Here is a 15850-nt window from a genome sequence, read left to right as displayed (position 1 = left end):
GCGCGGGTCTCAGCCCAGGGTGAGTGCGTCGCGCAGGAGCTTCGCCTGCTCGGCCGCGTGCACCTTCGACGATCCGGTGGCGGGAGAGGCGGATGCCGGCCGGCACACCGGACGGAACGACCGGTCGCCGGGGACATCCGCGAACGCCAGAGCGAGGAAGGGCCAGGCTCCCTGGTTCTCCGGCTCCTCCTGCACCCACACCAGCTCGGCGTTCGGGTAGGAGTCGGTGATGGCCTTGAGGCCCTCGATCGGGGTCGGGTACAGCTGCTCGAGCCGGACCAGGGCGACCTCGGGGTTCGGATTCTTCTCGATCTCGGACTTGAGGTCCCAGTGGACCTTGCCGGAATGCACGAGAACGCGCTTGACGGCAGCGCGGTCGAGACCGCGCCCGTCGTCGAGCACGGGCTCGAAACGTCCCTGGGTGAAGGCTTCGACCGGGCTGGTCGCTCCACGCAGACGCAGCATCGCCTTCGGCGTGAAGACGATCAGCGGCTTGCGGGGACGGGCGTAGGCCTGACGACGCAGCAGGTGGAAGTACGACGCCGGGGTCGAGGGACGCGCGACGATCATGTTGTCCTGTGCGCACATCTGCAGGAAGCGCTCGATGCGCGAGGAGGAGTGGTCCGGTCCCTGGCCCTCGTAGCCGTGCGGCAGGAGCAGCGTCACACTGGACTGCTGTCCCCACTTCTGCTCGGCGGCGGAGATGTACTCGTCGATCACCGTCTGGGCGCCGTTGACGAAGTCGCCGAACTGCGCCTCCCAGAGCACCAGAGCCTCGGGCGCCTCGACCGAGTATCCGTACTCGAAACCGAGGGCGGCGTACTCGCTGAGCAGCGAGTCGTAGACGAAGAAGCGACCCTGCGATTCGGACAGGTTCGACAGGGGCAGCCACTCCTGGCCGTTCGCGCGGTCGTGCAGGGTGGCGTGGCGCTGCACGAACGTGCCGCGCCGCGAGTCCTGACCCGCCAGGCGCACGGTCGTGCCCTCGACGAGGAGCGAGCCGAAGGCGAGCAGCTCGCCGAAGCCCCAGTCGATGTTGCCGTTGCGACTCATGTCGTGGCGCTTCTCGAGCTGCTGCTGCAGCTTGGGGTGGACGGTGAAGCCCTCCGGCTTGTTGACGAACGCGTCGCCGATGAGCTGGATCACCTCGTTCGACACACCCGTGATCTCGGGCGCGCCGACCTGCTCCTCGACCGGGAGCTCCTGGACGACCTGATTGGCTCCGGTCTCGGCGGCGTGCGTCTCGGCGAAGGCGATCTCCAGGCGGTTCTGGAAGTCGGCCTTGGCCTCGTCGTACTCCTCTTCGGTGATGTCACCGCGGCCCACCAGCGACTCGGTGTAGAGCTTGCGCACCGAGCGCTTCGCCTGGATCAGGTCGGTCATCAGCGGCTGCGTCATCGAGGGGTCGTCGCCCTCGTTGTGTCCGCGGCGGCGGTAGCACACGAGGTCGATGACCACGTCGCGGTGGAAGCGCTCGCGGTACTCGAATGCGAGCTGAGCGACGTGGATGACGGCCTCGGGGTCGTCGCCGTTCACGTGCAACACCGGAGCCTGGATGGTCTTGGCGACATCCGTGGAGTACACCGAGGTGCGCGAGTCGTTCGGGAGGGTCGTGAATCCGACCTGGTTGTTCACGACGACGTGGATCGTGCCACCGGTGCGGTATCCGCGCAGCTGCGACATCTGCAGCGTCTCGACCACGACGCCCTGGCCCGCGAAGGCTGCATCGCCGTGCACGAGGATCGGCAGCCAGGCGAACGTGCCGATCGGCTTGCGGTCCTGCTTGGCGCGGACGATGCCCTCGAGCACGCCGTCGACGGTCTCGAGGTGGGACGGGTTCGCGGCGAGGTAGACGGGAAGCTCCGACTCGTCGTCGGCGATGAAGGTGCCCTCGGTGCCGAGGTGGTACTTCACATCGCCGGAGCCGCGCTGGTTGCCCGGCGTCTGCGTGCCCTCGAACTCCTGGAAGACCTGTCCGTAGGTCTTGCCGGCGATGTTGGTGAGCACGTTGAGGCGGCCGCGGTGGGCCATGCCGATCGCCGCACCCTCGAGGCCGGCGGTCGCGGCACCCTGGAGGATCTCGTCGAGCAGCGGGACGAGCGATTCTCCGCCCTCGAGGGAGAACCGCTTCTGGCCGACGAACTTCGTCTGCAGGAAGGTCTCGAACGCCTCGGCCTCGTTGAGCTTGCGCAGGACCCGCAGCTGCTCGTCGTGGCCGGGCTTCTGGTACTTGACCTCGACCTTCTCCTGGAACCAGCGGCGCTGCTCCGGATCCTGGATGTGCATGTACTCGATGCCCAGCGTGCGGCAGTACGAGTCGCGCAGGACTCCGAGGATGTCGCGGAGCTTCGCGACCCTGCGCCCGCCGAAGCCGCCGGTGACGAATTCGCGGTCCAGGTCCCAGAAGGTGAGGCCGTGGCTCTCGATCTCGAGGTCGGGGTGGGAGCGCTGCACGTACTCGAGCGGGTCGATGTCGGCCATCAGGTGGCCGCGGACGCGGAACGAGTTGATGAGCTCCTGCACGCGGGACTGCTTGTCGACGCGCTCGGCGAGGTCGACGGCGATGTCCGGATTCCAGCGGATGGGGGAGTACGGGATGCGCAGGGCCGCGAAGATGTCGTCGTAGAACCCGCGCTGCCCGATCAGGAGCTCGTGCACCTTCTTGAGGAACTCGCCGGAGCCGGCACCCTGGATGACGCGGTGGTCGTAGGTGCTCGTCAGCGTGATGGTCTTGCCGATGGCCAGCTCGTTGAGCGTCTTCTCGCTCGCGCCCTGGAACTCCGCCGGGTACTCGAGTGCACCGGCGCCGATGATGCAGCCCTGCCCCTTCATGAGGCGGGGCACCGAGTGCACCGTGCCGATGCCGCCGGGGTTGGTCAGCGAGACCGTGGTGCCCTGGAAGTCGGCGGCGGTGAGCTTGTTGTTGCGGGCACGCCTGACGAGGTCCTCGTAGGCGACCAGGTACTCGCTGAAGGAGAGGGTGTCGGCGCGTTTGATGCTGGGCACCATGAGCGCGCGGGTGCCGTCGGGCTTCGGGAGGTCGATCGCGATGCCGAGGTTCACGTGGGCGGGCGCGACCACGGAGGGCTTGCCGTCGACCTCGGCGTAGAAGACGTTCTGGCTGCGGAACTCGTCGAGGGTGCGGATCAGCGCCCAGCCGATGAGGTGCGTGAAGCTGATCTTGCCGCCGCGCGTGCGCGCCATGTGGTTGTTGATGACGATGCGGTTGTCGATCATCAGCTTCGCGGGGACCGTGCGCACGCTGGTCGCCGTCGGAACGGTCAGCGACTCGTCCATGTTGGCGGCGAGGGTCTTGGGAAGGCCGCGCAGCGGGGTGACCTTGTCTTCCTCGGTCGGCTTCTCGGACTCCGCCGAGTCTGCCTTCGGCGCGGGCTTCGGGGCCTGCGCGGGGATGGGCGCCGCGGCAGCGGGCTTCGTCGTGGTGCGCGCGACGGGCTGGGCTCCGATCACGGGGATCGGAGCGGTCACGGGGTGCGACGGCTGCTCGGCCGCGGCTGCGGGAGCCGCAGGGGCTGCGCCGGTGGCGGCATCCGACTGGTATTTCTCCAGGATCGGCCACCACTCCTTGTCGACGGAATCGCGGTTCACCTTGAACTGCTCGTAGAGCTCTTCCACGAGCCAGGAATTGGCTCCGAACCCCCCGTCGCCCCCGACGCCGGTCACCTGGTTCGACACGCTCGATCGCCCTCTTTCATCGCTGAAGTCCACATATGCACACCAGGACGCAGGATGCGTCCGGGCCCGCACACTCTCGACCACCAAGCCTAACGTGTTTCGCTGTGCGAATCGTCGAAGCCATGCGCCTCGGGCGGCGTGATCTGAGTACCGTGGGGGTATGGAGTTCTCCGGTGAGTCGCCCACAGTCGATCTGACGTATTCCGACGTGTTCCTGGTGCCGCGGCGATCGGCCGTCACCAGTCGCCTGCAGGTCGATCTGGCCCCGCAGGACGGCACGCCGGCGACGCTGCCGCTGGTCGCCTCGAACATGAACTCCGTCACCGGTCCGCGGCTCGCCGCCGTGCTGGCTCGCCGCGGCGGTCTCGGAGTGCTGCCGCAGGACATGGCCCTGCAGTCGCTGGATGCCGCCATCCGCGACGTCAAGGCGCAGCCGGTGCTGTGGGACACCCCGATCGTGCTTCCCCCCGAGGCGACCGTCTCCGACGCCCTGCGACTGATGCCGCCGACCGCGGGCCACGGCATCGTCGTGGCGCGCGGCTCCGCCCCGTACGACGGAGGGAGCGTCGTCGGGGTGCTGCCGGCGACGCGACTCGCCACCGCCCTTCCCGATGCGCAGCTGGGGGACCTCGTGCACACGGGGACGCCGTCGCTCGACGCGGACGACATCGGATCCGAGCGACACGCGTTCGACGTGATCACGGATGCCGGGGTCGAGATGGTCACGGTCGTGCATCACGGTCACCTCGTCGGCACTCTGAGCGCCCGCAGCGCACTGCGCTCGACCCTGTACCGTCCGGCGCTGGACGGCGACGGACGTCTGGCGGTCGCGGCGGCGGTCGGGATCAACGGCGACGTGGCCGCGAAGGCGAAGGCACTCGCCGCGGCCGGCGTCGACGTGCTGGTCCTCGACACCGCGCACGGTCACCAGGAGGGGATGCTGAAGGCGCTGGGCGCCGTCGCGGACCTGGGCCTCGGGATCCCGCTCGTCGCCGGCAACATCGTCACCGCCGACGGCGTCGAGGACCTCGTCTCCGCCGGCGCCACGATCCTCAAGGTCGGCGTCGGGCCGGGGGCCATGTGCACCACCCGCATGATGACCGCAGTCGGCAGACCGCAGTTCTCCGCGGTGCTGGAGACGGCCGAGGCCGCCAGGGAGCTCGGTGCTCATGTCTGGGCGGACGGGGGAGTGCGCTACCCGCGGGACGTCGCTCTCGCGCTCGCCGCGGGAGCCGCATCCGTCATGGTCGGCTCCTGGTTCGCCGGCACGATCGAAGCGCCGGGCGAGCTGCAGAGCGATGCGGACGGCCGGATCTTCAAGGAGTCGTGGGGCATGGCGTCGACCAAGGCGGTGCAGGCGCGGTTCGGACGCCTCGACGCCTATGAGCGGGCTCGCAAGGAGCTCTTCGCCGAGGGCATCTCCTCGTCGAAGATCTACCTCGATCCGCTGCGCCCCGGTCTCGAGGATCTCCTCGACATGATCACCTCGGGGGTGCGCTCGTCGTTCACCTACGCGGGCGCATCGACCGTCCCCGAGTTCCACGATCGCGCACTGGTCGGGCTGCAGTCGGCCGCCGGGTACGAAGAGGGCAAGGCGCTGCCGGTCAGCTGGTAGACATCCCTGTCAGCACGGCGATCCCGTAGAATCGTGGACACCATGGACGACCCTCCCAGTTGCAGTACATCGCCCCACAGCCCGCTCCTCGCTAGCGAGGGGAATCTCTGATGGACTACATCCTGCTGGGCGTGGGGCTTCTGCTCACTGTCGGCACCGGACTGTTCGTCGCGAGCGAGTTCGCACTGGTCAATCTGGACCGCGCGGACCTCGAGGCCCGACAGGCTCGGGGCGAATCCCGTCTCTCGCTCACGATCAGCGCCCTCAAGCACACCTCGACGCATCTGTCGTCCGCCCAGCTCGGCATCACCCTGACGACGCTCCTGACCGGATACACGATGGAGCCGGCGCTGTCGAACATCCTCGGCCCGACCCTCGTGGCCTGGAAGATCCCCGAGGCCGCTGTCGCCCCGATCGCGACGGTCGTCGCGATGCTGGTGGCCACCGTGCTGTCGATGATCCTGGGCGAGCTCGTGCCGAAGAACTTCGCGCTGGCGCTGCCGCTCGCGACCGCGAAGCTCGTCATCCCGTTCCAGATCGCGTTCACCACGGTTTTCAAGCCGGCGGTCGTCGTGCTCAACGGCAGCGCGAACGGCGTGCTGCGCAGCATCGGCATCGAGCCGAAGGAGGAGCTCTCCGGGGCCCGCAGCGCCGAGGAGCTGTCCTCGCTCGTCCGCCGCTCCGCCAGCGCAGGACTGCTCGAGGCCGACACCGCCAGCCTGCTCGATCGCACTCTCACCTTCTCGCGGCTCACCGCCGCCGACGTGATGACGGCCCGGCCGAGCATGCACGCGCTCGCGGTGGGAGATTCTGCGGATGACGTCATCCAGCTCGCCCGTCGCACCGGGCACAGCCGGTTCCCCGTCTACGACGACGATCTCGACGACATCACCGGTGTCGTCCACCTCAAGGCGGCCATCTCGGTGCCGCGCGATCGCCGCGCCGAGGTGCCGGTGGGCGCCCTCTCGACCGATCCGCTGCGGGTGCCGGAGACCGTGCACGTCGACGCGCTCATCTCCGAGCTCCGCGCGCGCGGCTACCAGTTGGCCGTCGTGGTGGACGAGTACGGCGGGACGGCCGGGCTGGTCACCCTCGAGGACCTCGTCGAGGAACTCGTCGGAGAGGTGTCGGACGAGCACGACCGCACCCGCGCCGGAGTCGTCCGCGGACGCGACGGCATCACCTTCCCCGGCGAGCTCAGGCCGGACGAGCTCCGTCGACGCGCCGGTGTGGAGGTCCCCGAGGGCGATGTGTACGACACGGTGGGCGGATTCGTCATGAGCGTCCTGGAGCGCGTTCCCTCGGTCGGTGACCAAGTCGATCTCGACTCCGGCAAGCTCCAGGTGGTCCGCATGGACGGACGACGGGTCGACCGCGTCAGATACGTCCCGAGTGCGGATCAGCCGGGAGAGGTGGTCGGGCGATGAACGACTGGGGAGGACTGGCCTGGCTGGTCGTGCTGCTCGTGGCCAACGCGTTCTTCGTCGGCGCCGAGTTCGCGGTGATCTCCGCGCGCCGCTCGCAGATCGAGCCCAAGGCCGATCGCGGCTCGCGCGCCGCCAAGACCGCGCTCTACGCGATGGAGCACGCGACTCTGATGCTCGCGACGTCGCAGCTCGGCATCACCATCTGCTCGCTGCTGATCCTGAACGTCTCGGAGCCGGCGATCCACCACCTGCTCGCCGTGCCGCTGCATGCGGTCGGCTGGTCGGACGGCGTGGTGGACGCGGTGTCGTTCACGATCGCGTTGCTGATCGTGTCGTTCCTGCACGTGGTGTTCGGGGAGATGGTGCCGAAGAACCTGGCGTTCTCGGTGCCCGACCGCGCGGTCCTGATCCTCGCCCCGCCGCTCGTGCTGGTGTCGAAGGTGTTCATGCCCGTTATCTGGCTGCTGAACGCCGCGGCGAACGGGGTCCTTCGGCTCTTCCGCGTCGAGCCGAAGAACGAGGCGGCGTCGACGTTCACGCTCGACGAGGTCGCCACGATCGTCGATCAGTCGCGTCGCGAGGGTGTCCTCACCGACACCGCGGGCACCGTCGCTGCAGCCGTGGAGTTCACCGACAAGAAGGCCAGCGACGTGGCCGTCCCGCTGAGCGACCTCGTGACGCTGCCGCAGTCGACCACGCCGGACGACATCGAGAAGGCTGTCGCGCGGTACGGATTCTCGCGCTACGTGATCGTCGACGACGAGGGCGTGCCGGTCGGATACGTGCACCTCAAGGACATCCTGCGGGCATCCGACGGCCCCGGTGCGGCGGAGAAGCTCGTCGAGCCTCTTCCTTCCAAGCGCATCAACCACATGGTGCCCGTGCAGGAGGACACCGACCTCGAGGACGCCCTGGCGCTGATGCGCCGCGCGGGTCGTCACCTCGCCAAGGTGCGTGACTCTCAGGGCCGCACCACTGCCGTGCTGTTCCTGGAGGACATCCTCGAGGAGCTCGTCGGCGAGGTGCAGGACGCGACCCGTCGCATCCGCGGTCACTGACTCACGAGCACGACGAAGCCCTCCGTTCCTCGAGGAACGGAGGGCTTCGTCGTGGGCGGGCGCGCGTCAGTGGGTGCGGGTCAGCGCCAGTGCGCGCGCTCGTACTGCGGGGGCCAGGCGATGTCGGCGCCGAGCTCGTGGGCGGCGCGGAGGGCGAAGTGCGGATCCCGCAGCCACTCGCGGCCGGCGAAGACGGCATCCGCCGAGCCCTCGGCGAGCACCTGCTCGGCCTGCTCTGCGGCTGTGATCAGCCCGACCGCGGAGACCGGGATCCGTCCGCCCTGACGCACCGTCTCCGCGAGCGGCACCTGGTAGCCGGGGAACACGCTGATCTGCTGGTGGGCGACGAGGCCGCCGCTGGAGACGTCGATGAGATCGGCGCCGCGGGCGGTGGCCCATTCCGCGACGATCGCCGCCTCGTCCGGAGAGAAGCCGCCCTCCGCGTGGTCGGTCGCCGAGATCCGCACGAACAGGGGCACACCGTCTCCGGCGACAGCGCGGATGGAGTCCACCACCCGCAGGAGCAGCCTGGCGCGGTTCTCGAGCGACCCGCCGTACTCGTCTTCGCGCCGGTTCGACAGCGGGGAGAGGAACTGGTGCAGGAGGTAGCCGTGCGCACCGTGCACCTCCAGGACGTCGAAGCCCGCATCCAGCGCACGACGCGCCGCAGAGGCGAAGCCCTCGACGACCGCCTCGATGCCCTCGGCATCCAGCGCGGTCGGCTCTGCGAAACCCTCGAACGCGATGGCGGAGGGGGCGGTGGTGGTCCAGCCGCCGTCCGCCTCGGGGACGGATCCGCGCTCCGCGGCCCACGGCCACCAGGTGGAGGCCTTGCGGCCCGCGTGCGCGAGCTGGATGCCGGCTGCGGCGCCCCGCGCATGGATCGCGTCCACGATCGGGATCCAGGCGTCGCGCTGCTCGTCGTTCCACAGGCCGGCATCGCGCGGCGAGATGCGCCCCTCCGGTACCACTGCTGTCGCCTCCGCGACGATCAGGCCGGCGCCGCCCGACGCGAACTGGGCGAGGTGCGTGTGGTGCCATTCCTGCACCACGCCGTCGATCGCGCTGTACATGCACATCGGCGACACCCAGAGCCGGTTGCGGAACGTGGAGGATCGGATGGTGACAGGGGAGAAGAGAATGCTCACCCCTCGACGCTACTGCGCGGCTGGGGTGTGCCGGGTCGCCGGACTAACGTGGAGTCATGCCCGATGCACGCGACTGGACCCGCGACGACACCGCACGATTCCTGCGGGTGCCGACGGCGGACGACGACAAGTACTCCCGCGGGGTCGTCGGACTGCGCACGGGATCGTCGGCCTATCCGGGCGCCGCGGTGCTGGGCGTCGAGGCCGCCTGGCGTGCCGGAGCCGGCTTCGTGCGATACATCGGTGAGGGGCGGGCGGCGGATGCGGTGATCGCTCGACGCCCGGAGACCGTCGTCAGCGCGCACGCATCGGGCGCACGGGTCGGGGCGTGGGTGATCGGCTCGGGAACGGATGCGGCGCACCGCAGCCCCGAGGATACGGACGAGCTCCGGGAGCTGCTGGGCGGTTCGGTGCCGGTGGTGGTCGACGCCGGTGCGCTCGATCTCGCCCCTGACAGCACCGCCCCGCTGCTGCTCACCCCGCATGGACGGGAGTTCGCGCGACTGCAGGAGCAGCAGGGAACCGAGACGCCGGACGATCGCGCCGAGGCGGCTGCCGTCGTCGCGGCCGAGCTCGACGCCGTCGTGCTGCTCAAGGGAGCGCAGACCCTCATCGCCGACCCTGAGGGGCGCATCCTCCGGGTGGACGCAGGCACGGGTTGGCTGTCGACCGCCGGTACCGGCGACGTCCTGGGCGGGGTGCTCGGGACGATGCTGGCCGCCAACCCCGATGCCCCCATCGCCGAGGTCGCGGCCGCCGGCGCCTGGCTGCACGGGCACGCCGGTAGGATCGCCGCCGGCATCGGCGCGGTCGGCGGTGCCCACGGGCATCCGATCGTCGCCCTCGATGTCGCAGAGGCCCTTCCTCGGGCGATCGCGGACGTCCTCGCGTGACCCGCGCCTCGACCCTGCGGACGACCGCTCTGTGGGGCGCGTTCGCGGTCGCGCATCTCTGGATCGCGGTGGCGGGCTGGGTGCTCCCCAGCCAGCCGATGGGCGATGTCGTCCTCGTCTACGAACCGTGGTCGTCGGCGGCGCTGTCGGGAGGACCGGTCGTCGGCATCACCGAGACCTGGGTGTACCCGCAGCTCGCGCTGGTGCCGATGCTGATCGCCAAGATGCTCTCGACGCCGCTGATCGCCGTGCTCGGCGCCTCGCAGGCCTACCTCGTCGCGTGGGCGGTGCTCGTCACGGTCCTCGACGCGATCGCCTTCGCAGTGCTGCTCAGCCGCAGGCCCGTGCCGCAGCGGCGGGTCGCCGGCTGGTTCTGGACCGCCGCCCTGCTGATGCTCGGTCCGATCGCGATGTACCGCATCGATGCGATCACCGTGCCGGTCGCAGTGCTCGGCGGCCTGTGGCTGGTCCGTCGCCCCGCGCTGGCGGCCGTCCTGCTCACGGTCGGCGCCTGGATCAAGATCTGGCCGGGGGCGCTGCTGCTCGCAGCCGTCGTGGCGGTCAGGAGCCGGATGCGCGTGCTGCTCACCGCGACAGCCGCGACGGCAGGGATCATTCTCGTGCTGTGGGCGCTCGGCGCCGACTCCGAGATCTTCGGGTTCCTGACCGAGCAGACGGGGCGTGGACTGCAGATCGAGGCCGTCGCGGCGACCCCCTTCCTGTGGCTCGCCGTGTCGGGCGCGGCACGGATCGAGTACAGCTTCGAGATCCTGACCTTCCAGATCTCCGCGCCGGGGGCGGATGCCGTCAGCGCGGTGCTCACGCCGCTGATGGCGGTGCTGGTGGTCGTCGTCACCGCGATCGGCGCGCGGAAGGCCACGCGAGGCGCATCCTTCGCTCGGCTCTTCCCGCCTCTCGCGCTCACGCTCGTCGCGGCGCTGATCGTCGTCAACAAGGTCGGATCGCCGCAGTTCCAGACCTGGCTGATCGCCCCGGTCGTACTGTGGTTCGTGTGGGACCGGGCGAGGGCGAACGGCCCCGCGCTCATCGTCCTCGCACTGTGCGCCCTCACCTGCCTCATCTATCCGCTGAACTACGACGCGCTCCTCCGCGCGGAGGTGCTGCCGGTCGTGATCCTGACCGCGCGCAACCTCCTCCTCATCGTGGCTCTCGTCGTCGGCCTCCGCGCCGTCGTGCGGGTGCCCGCCCACCGTTCGTCGAGCCCCCGGGAGTGAACCCATGCTGATCGCCTTCTCCGTCGCGCCGAGTGGCGTGCCCTCCGACGGATCGGAGCGCTCCGGTGCCTCCGTCCACGACGCGGTCGCCGCGGCCGTCCGAGTGGTCAGGGAGTCCGGACTCCCTCACCGCACGACGAGCATGTTCACCGAGGTCGAGGGCCCGGACTGGGATTCGGTCATGGACGTCGTGAAACGCGCCACCGAGGCCGTGATGCCCTTCGGGTCGCGCGTCTCGCTGGTTCTCAAAGCCGACATCCGGCCGGGGTACTCGGGCGAGTTGGATGCCAAGATCGAGCGGCTCGAGGCGGCGATCGAGGAGGCCGACTGAGGCCGCGGTCGTCCCGAAAGAGACGCAGCCGCGGCTCAGCCGTGCAGTCGCGCACCCTTCACGAGGCGGTCGACGGCGTTGCGCGGACCCCGCAGGGCGAGCCCGACCAGGTCGAGTTCGTCCGCGGCGACGGCGGCGACCGCGGCGCGATTCGCCTCGTCATGCCCGGTGGTGAACAGCTCGCGAGTATAGATCGCGATCGACACGTCTCCGCGTGCCACAGCTTTGGCGCGGGCGGCAGCGAGCAGCGGGGCTGACGCCGTCATCACGAGCACCGGCTGCCGGAGCATCGGGAGGTAGGTGTTGTCGTCTCCGTCGCGGTAGGGCTCGCCCGTGACGCCGGGAGCGCTCACCGCGACCCCCGACATGAGGAACGATGTCACGTTCAACTCCTGCCAGGCGGTGAGGTCCTCGCTCAGGAGGACGACGACCTTCGTGTCGAAGCGTGGGGCGGCGTCGAAGGGGACGGGGAGGGATGCAGTGCTCATACGCTCCACGATCGCGGACGCACACGATCCGGTCTTGTACGTTTCTTGCATGCCGGATTCCCTGCGCGCGTGGCATCCGCCCGTCCCCTCCGTCCGTGAGGTGTACCGGGCGGCCTTCGATCATGCGTACCCGCCGCACGCACACGACGGATGGGCGGTCATGCTCGTGGACGACGGCGCGGTGTCGTACGATCTCGGGCGCGCCTCGCACATCGCCGCGCCCGGCGCCGTGACGATCCTGCCCCCAGGCATCTCGCACAACGGCCGCTCGGCGGTCGACGGCAGGATCTATCGCAAGCGCGTGGTCTCCCTCGACAGCGATTGGCTGCCGGAGCAGATGGCGGGGCTCTCGGTGGCCCGCCCCACGGTGCGCGGGGCGGCGGCGGTGTCGGCTGCCCTGCGGATCCACAGCGCCCTCGCCGAACCGGGCGACCTCCTCGCGGCCGAGCACTGGACGCTGGCGATGCGGCAGCTGATCCTCCTCCATCTCGGTTCCGGAGAGCGGCGAGCGGGCGACGCGCCACTCTCGCGCCGTGTGCGCGCCCTCCTCGACGAGCGCTTCACGGAGTCGTTCACGATCGCCGAGGTCGCAGCCGAACTCGGAGTGCACCCGAGTCACCTCGCACGGTCGTTCTCGCAGACCTACGGGCTCGCCCCGCATCAGTACGTGCTCAGCCGTCGCGTGGACCTCGCGCGTCGGCGGCTGCTCGCGGGGGCCGCTCCCGCGTCGGCGGCCGCGGAGGCGGGGTTCTTCGACCAGGCGCACCTCACCCGGCACTTCCGACGCATCCTGGGGACGACGCCTCGGGCGTTCGTCAGCCAGTAGCATGGTCAGGTGAATCCCTCGACTGAATCGAGGGGTGCGGCGAAGTGGGCGCTCCTCTCCCTCGCCATCGGCAGCTTCGGCATCGGCATGACCGAGTTCGTCGTGATGGGCCTGCTGCCCGAGATCGCCGACGAGCTGCTGCCGACCCTGTGGGCGAGCAGCCCCGAAGACGCACTGAGCCAGGCCGGCTGGCTGATCTCGCTGTACGCGCTCGGCGTGGTGGTGGGCGCTCCGACGATCGCCGGATTCGTCGCGCGCTTTCCGAGGCACCGCGTCATGATCGGCCTCGCGCTGGCACTCACGCTGTTCAACGCCCTGACCGTGTTCCTCCCGACCTTCGAGCTGGTCGGAGCGTCTCGTTTCCTCGCCGGACTGCCGCACGGCGCGTACTTCGGCATCGGGGCCCTCGTCGCCGCCGACGTGATGGGCCCGGGCAACCGCGCCAAGGGCGTCGCCTTCATCCTCACCGGACTCACGGTGGCCAACGTGGTGGGGGTGCCGGTCGGGACGTTCCTCGGGCAGCTGTGGGGATGGCGGGCGGCCTTCGCCGTCGTCGCCCTCGTGTTCGCCCTGGCCACGCTGTGCATCATCTTCTTCGTGCCCGAGCACCCCGGCTCCCCGGGTCGGACGATGCGCGAAGAGCTCGGTGTGTTCCGCATCCCTCAGGTCTGGTTCACTCTCGGCATCGGCGCGATCGGGTTCGGTGGGTTCTTCGCCGTCTACAGCTACATCGCCCCGCTGGTGACCGAGGTCTCGGGCTCGCCGGAGTGGGCCGTGCCGATCGTCCTGGTGCTGATGGGCGTGGGGATGACGGCGGGCAACCTCGTCGGCGGCCACCTCGCCGACATCGATCTGCGCCGGACGCTCCTGTTCGGGCTGGCGGCGATGGCCGTCGTGTTCGCGCTTCTCGCCGTGCTGGCCGCCTGGATCGTCACCCTGGCGCTCCTGGTGCTCGTCGTCGGGTTCGTGTCCTCGGTGCTGAGCCCCACGATCCAGACCCGGCTGATGGACGTCGCCGGCGACAACCAGTCGATCGCCGCCGCCATGAACCACTCCGCCCTCAACATCGGCAACAGCCTCGGAGCGTTCCTCGGCGGTGTGGTGATCGCCGCAGGCTGGGGCTTCACGGCGCCGTCCTGGACGGGCGCGGCACTCGCTGTCGCCGGGCTGGGGATCGCGCTGCTCTCGTATCGTTCGCAAGCACGGATGCCGGTCGGCGCCCGCGCCGTCGAAGCCGTCTGAGCCGCCTGAGCCGTCTGAGCCGCCGTAGAGTGAGGCTGTGACCAGCGAGGATCCCACCGACGTCGACGATCTGCCCGTCGCCGGGACTGCCGTCGTCCTGCATCCGATGACGCGCGGGTTCGAGGTGCTGCTGATGCGGCGTCCCGATCGAGGCTCGTTCGCCGGCGCGTGGGTCTTCCCCGGCGGGAAGGTCGAACCGGAGGACCGCCGCGAGCAGGCGGACGAGTGGCAGGACGCGCGCCGCGCCGCCGTCAGGGAGACCGCCGAGGAGGTGGGCCTGGTCATCGAGGATCCGGTGGTGCTCTCGCGCTGGGAACCGCCGACGGAGGCGCCGGTGCGGATCCGGACGTGGTTCTTCCTGGCGCGCGCGGCGGACACCGCACTGCGCCCCTCGCCGGATGAGGTCGCGGAGGCCGTCTGGGTCAGCCCGGCAGAAGCCCTCGTGAAGCACGCGACGGGGGAGTGGATGCTCTATCCGCCGACGTGGGTCACGCTGCACCATCTCGCAGCCTACGAGACCGCAGACGCGGCGCTCGCCGCAGCCGGAGTGGCTCGGCACTTCGCCACCCGGGTGATCGCCTCGGCCGAGGGCACCGACTTCGCCTGGGACGGTCTGCGGCTGCGGACCGGATCACTCCCGTGGCGACTCGAGGACGACTAGCTCGCGAGCAGGCGGCGCAGGTGCGCGCCCACAGAGCCGGTCTCGATGAGGAAGCCGTCGTGCCCGAAGTCGCTGGCGAGGACGACCGCATCCGTGCCGTCGAGGGTGTTCGGGATGCTGCGCGCGATCCGGTGCTGCCCGTCGACGGGGAACAGACGGTCGCTGTCGATGCCCAGGACCAGGGTGGTCGCCGTGACGGCGCGCAGCGCCTCTTCGACGCCGCCTCTGTCGCGGCCGACGTCGTGCGAGTTCATGGCCTCGACGAGAGTGATGTAGCTGTTCGCGTCGAAGCGGCGGGTGAACTTGTTGCCGTGGAAGTCGAGGTACGACTCCACGGCGAAGCGGCCGCCGTGGCCGAGGGGAGACACCCCGGACTGCCAGGACCGCTGGAACCGCTGGTTGAGCTCGATCGGGCTCCGATAGTTCAGCAGCGCCATGCGACGGGCGAGGGCGAGTCCGCGGTGCGGGCCGTCTCCGTCCGCGAGGTCGTAGTACTCGCCGCCCTGGAAGCGCGGATCCATCCGGATCGTCTCGAGCTGCACGGAGTTCAGCGCGATCTGGTCGGCGGTCGTGACCGGCGGTGAGGACAGCACGGCCAGCCGCTGTACGCGCTCGGGGTGCGACACCGCCCATTCGAGGGCGTGCATGCCGCCCATCGAGCCGCCGACCACGGCGGCCCATGACTCGATCCCGAGTGCGTCCGCGAGACGCACCTGGGCTGCGACCTGATCGCGGATCGTCAGGTACGGGAACCGGGAGGCCCACTCGTACCCGGAGGGGGCGATGCTCGCGGGTCCCGTCGACCCCTGGCATCCGCCCAGCATGTTGGGGGCGATGACGAACCAGCGGTCGGTGTCGAGCGGCGCCCCTGGCCCGGTGACGTCCTCCCACCAGCCGGCGGTCGGATGGCCGGCTCCCGCCTCGCCGCGCAGATGGCTGTCCCCGGTCAGTGCGTGCAGCACCAGGATCGCGTTGTCGCGGGCGGGATTCAGCTCTCCCCACGTCTCGTACGCGAGTCGGAAGCCGGGGAGCTCTGCTCCGCTCTCCGTCGCGAACGGACCGAAGGCGGCGAACCGCCGGCCGCCCACGGGGTCGCCGTCGCGCCAGGCTCCTGTCGCCGGAGGCCTGGCGCGGAGCAGCCGGACATCGGCCTCCGTCACCGGCGCCGAGGGCACAGTGTCTTCAGAGGTCGTCTGCCAGTCCATGCTCCCCATTCTCGCGTGGTGGAGC

Annotated in this window: 13 protein-coding genes; 9 read left to right on the top strand and 4 right to left on the bottom strand. The window is 70.0% G+C overall.

All coding sequences use genetic code 11. The annotated features are described in order from the left end of the window. Window positions 1–9: 9 nt before the first annotated feature. Window positions 10–3696, bottom strand: coding sequence for a multifunctional oxoglutarate decarboxylase/oxoglutarate dehydrogenase thiamine pyrophosphate-binding subunit/dihydrolipoyllysine-residue succinyltransferase subunit (locus ACESK8_RS03830; protein ID WP_372967343.1), 3687 nt, complete (start codon window positions 3694–3696; stop codon window positions 10–12). A 160-nt stretch (window positions 3697–3856) separates the two neighbouring features. Here ACESK8_RS03830 and ACESK8_RS03825 point away from each other — a divergent pair, with 160 nt between their 5' ends. The 3 genes from ACESK8_RS03825 to ACESK8_RS03815 all read left to right on the top strand — a co-directional run bounded on the left by ACESK8_RS03825 (window position 3857) and on the right by ACESK8_RS03815 (window position 7796). After that, window positions 3857–5311, top strand: a complete 1455-nt coding sequence (locus ACESK8_RS03825) for a GuaB1 family IMP dehydrogenase-related protein (RefSeq protein ID WP_372967342.1) — start codon at window positions 3857–3859, stop codon at window positions 5309–5311. Between the two features lie 110 nt (window positions 5312–5421). After that, a complete protein-coding gene (locus ACESK8_RS03820; protein ID WP_372967341.1) occupies window positions 5422–6738 on the top strand; it encodes a hemolysin family protein in 1317 nt (438 codons plus the stop codon). After that, a complete protein-coding gene (locus ACESK8_RS03815; protein ID WP_060926528.1) occupies window positions 6735–7796 on the top strand; it encodes a hemolysin family protein in 1062 nt (353 codons plus the stop codon). Before ACESK8_RS03820 ends, ACESK8_RS03815 begins: the two co-directional genes overlap by 4 nt. 80 nt (window positions 7797–7876) lie before the next feature. On the opposite strand, the gene ACESK8_RS03810 is transcribed toward ACESK8_RS03815, so the two are convergent. Beyond that, window positions 7877–8944, bottom strand: a complete 1068-nt coding sequence (locus ACESK8_RS03810; RefSeq protein WP_372967340.1) for an NADH:flavin oxidoreductase/NADH oxidase — start codon at window positions 8942–8944, stop codon at window positions 7877–7879. Between the two features lie 56 nt (window positions 8945–9000). Here ACESK8_RS03810 and ACESK8_RS03805 point away from each other — a divergent pair, with 56 nt between their 5' ends. The 3 genes from ACESK8_RS03805 to ACESK8_RS03795 are packed head-to-tail and all read left to right on the top strand — an operon-like array spanning window position 9001 to window position 11403. Beyond that, on the top strand, window positions 9001–9837 hold the full coding sequence (locus tag ACESK8_RS03805; RefSeq protein WP_372967339.1) for an NAD(P)H-hydrate dehydratase: 837 nt from the start codon (window positions 9001–9003) through the stop codon (window positions 9835–9837). Continuing rightward, window positions 9834–11072 (top strand): hypothetical protein, encoded by a 1239-nt coding sequence (locus ACESK8_RS03800; RefSeq protein ID WP_372967338.1) that lies wholly within the window; start codon window positions 9834–9836, stop codon window positions 11070–11072. The genes ACESK8_RS03805 and ACESK8_RS03800 overlap by 4 nt, the downstream gene beginning before the upstream one ends. Before the next feature lie 4 nt (window positions 11073–11076). Further along, window positions 11077–11403 (top strand): MTH1187 family thiamine-binding protein, encoded by a 327-nt coding sequence (locus tag ACESK8_RS03795; RefSeq protein ID WP_372967337.1) that lies wholly within the window; start codon window positions 11077–11079, stop codon window positions 11401–11403. Between the two features lie 35 nt (window positions 11404–11438). Here the strand turns inward: ACESK8_RS03795 and ACESK8_RS03790 are convergent, their stop codons facing one another. Then, window positions 11439–11891: a DUF2000 family protein gene (locus ACESK8_RS03790; RefSeq protein WP_372967336.1), complete on the bottom strand. Its 453-nt coding sequence runs from the start codon at window positions 11889–11891 to the stop codon at window positions 11439–11441. Between the two features lie 49 nt (window positions 11892–11940). Between ACESK8_RS03790 and ACESK8_RS03785 the strand changes: the two genes are divergently transcribed. Genes ACESK8_RS03785 through ACESK8_RS03775 form a run of 3 tightly spaced genes read left to right on the top strand, consistent with a single transcriptional unit; the run spans window position 11941 to window position 14620 of the window. Continuing rightward, window positions 11941–12717 (top strand): AraC family transcriptional regulator, encoded by a 777-nt coding sequence (locus tag ACESK8_RS03785; RefSeq protein WP_372967335.1) that lies wholly within the window; start codon window positions 11941–11943, stop codon window positions 12715–12717. 9 nt (window positions 12718–12726) lie between these two features. Then, on the top strand, window positions 12727–13959 hold the full coding sequence (locus tag ACESK8_RS03780) for an MFS transporter (protein WP_372967334.1): 1233 nt from the start codon (window positions 12727–12729) through the stop codon (window positions 13957–13959). 37 nt (window positions 13960–13996) lie between these two features. Beyond that, window positions 13997–14620 (top strand): NUDIX domain-containing protein, encoded by a 624-nt coding sequence (locus tag ACESK8_RS03775; protein WP_372967333.1) that lies wholly within the window; start codon window positions 13997–13999, stop codon window positions 14618–14620. Here the strand turns inward: ACESK8_RS03775 and ACESK8_RS03770 are convergent. Beyond that, window positions 14617–15825 carry a homoserine O-acetyltransferase gene (locus tag ACESK8_RS03770; RefSeq protein WP_372967332.1) on the bottom strand — a complete coding sequence of 403 codons (1209 nt, stop codon included), beginning with the start codon at window positions 15823–15825 and terminating at the stop codon, window positions 14617–14619. The genes ACESK8_RS03775 and ACESK8_RS03770 overlap by 4 nt on opposite strands. Window positions 15826–15850 lie beyond the last annotated feature (25 nt).

It is taken from the genome of Microbacterium sp. (assembly GCF_041641055.1).
GTDB lineage: Bacteria > Actinomycetota > Actinomycetes > Actinomycetales > Microbacteriaceae > Microbacterium.
Note: the sequence above shows the minus strand (reverse complement) of the source record. Positions and strands in the feature narration are given on the sequence as shown.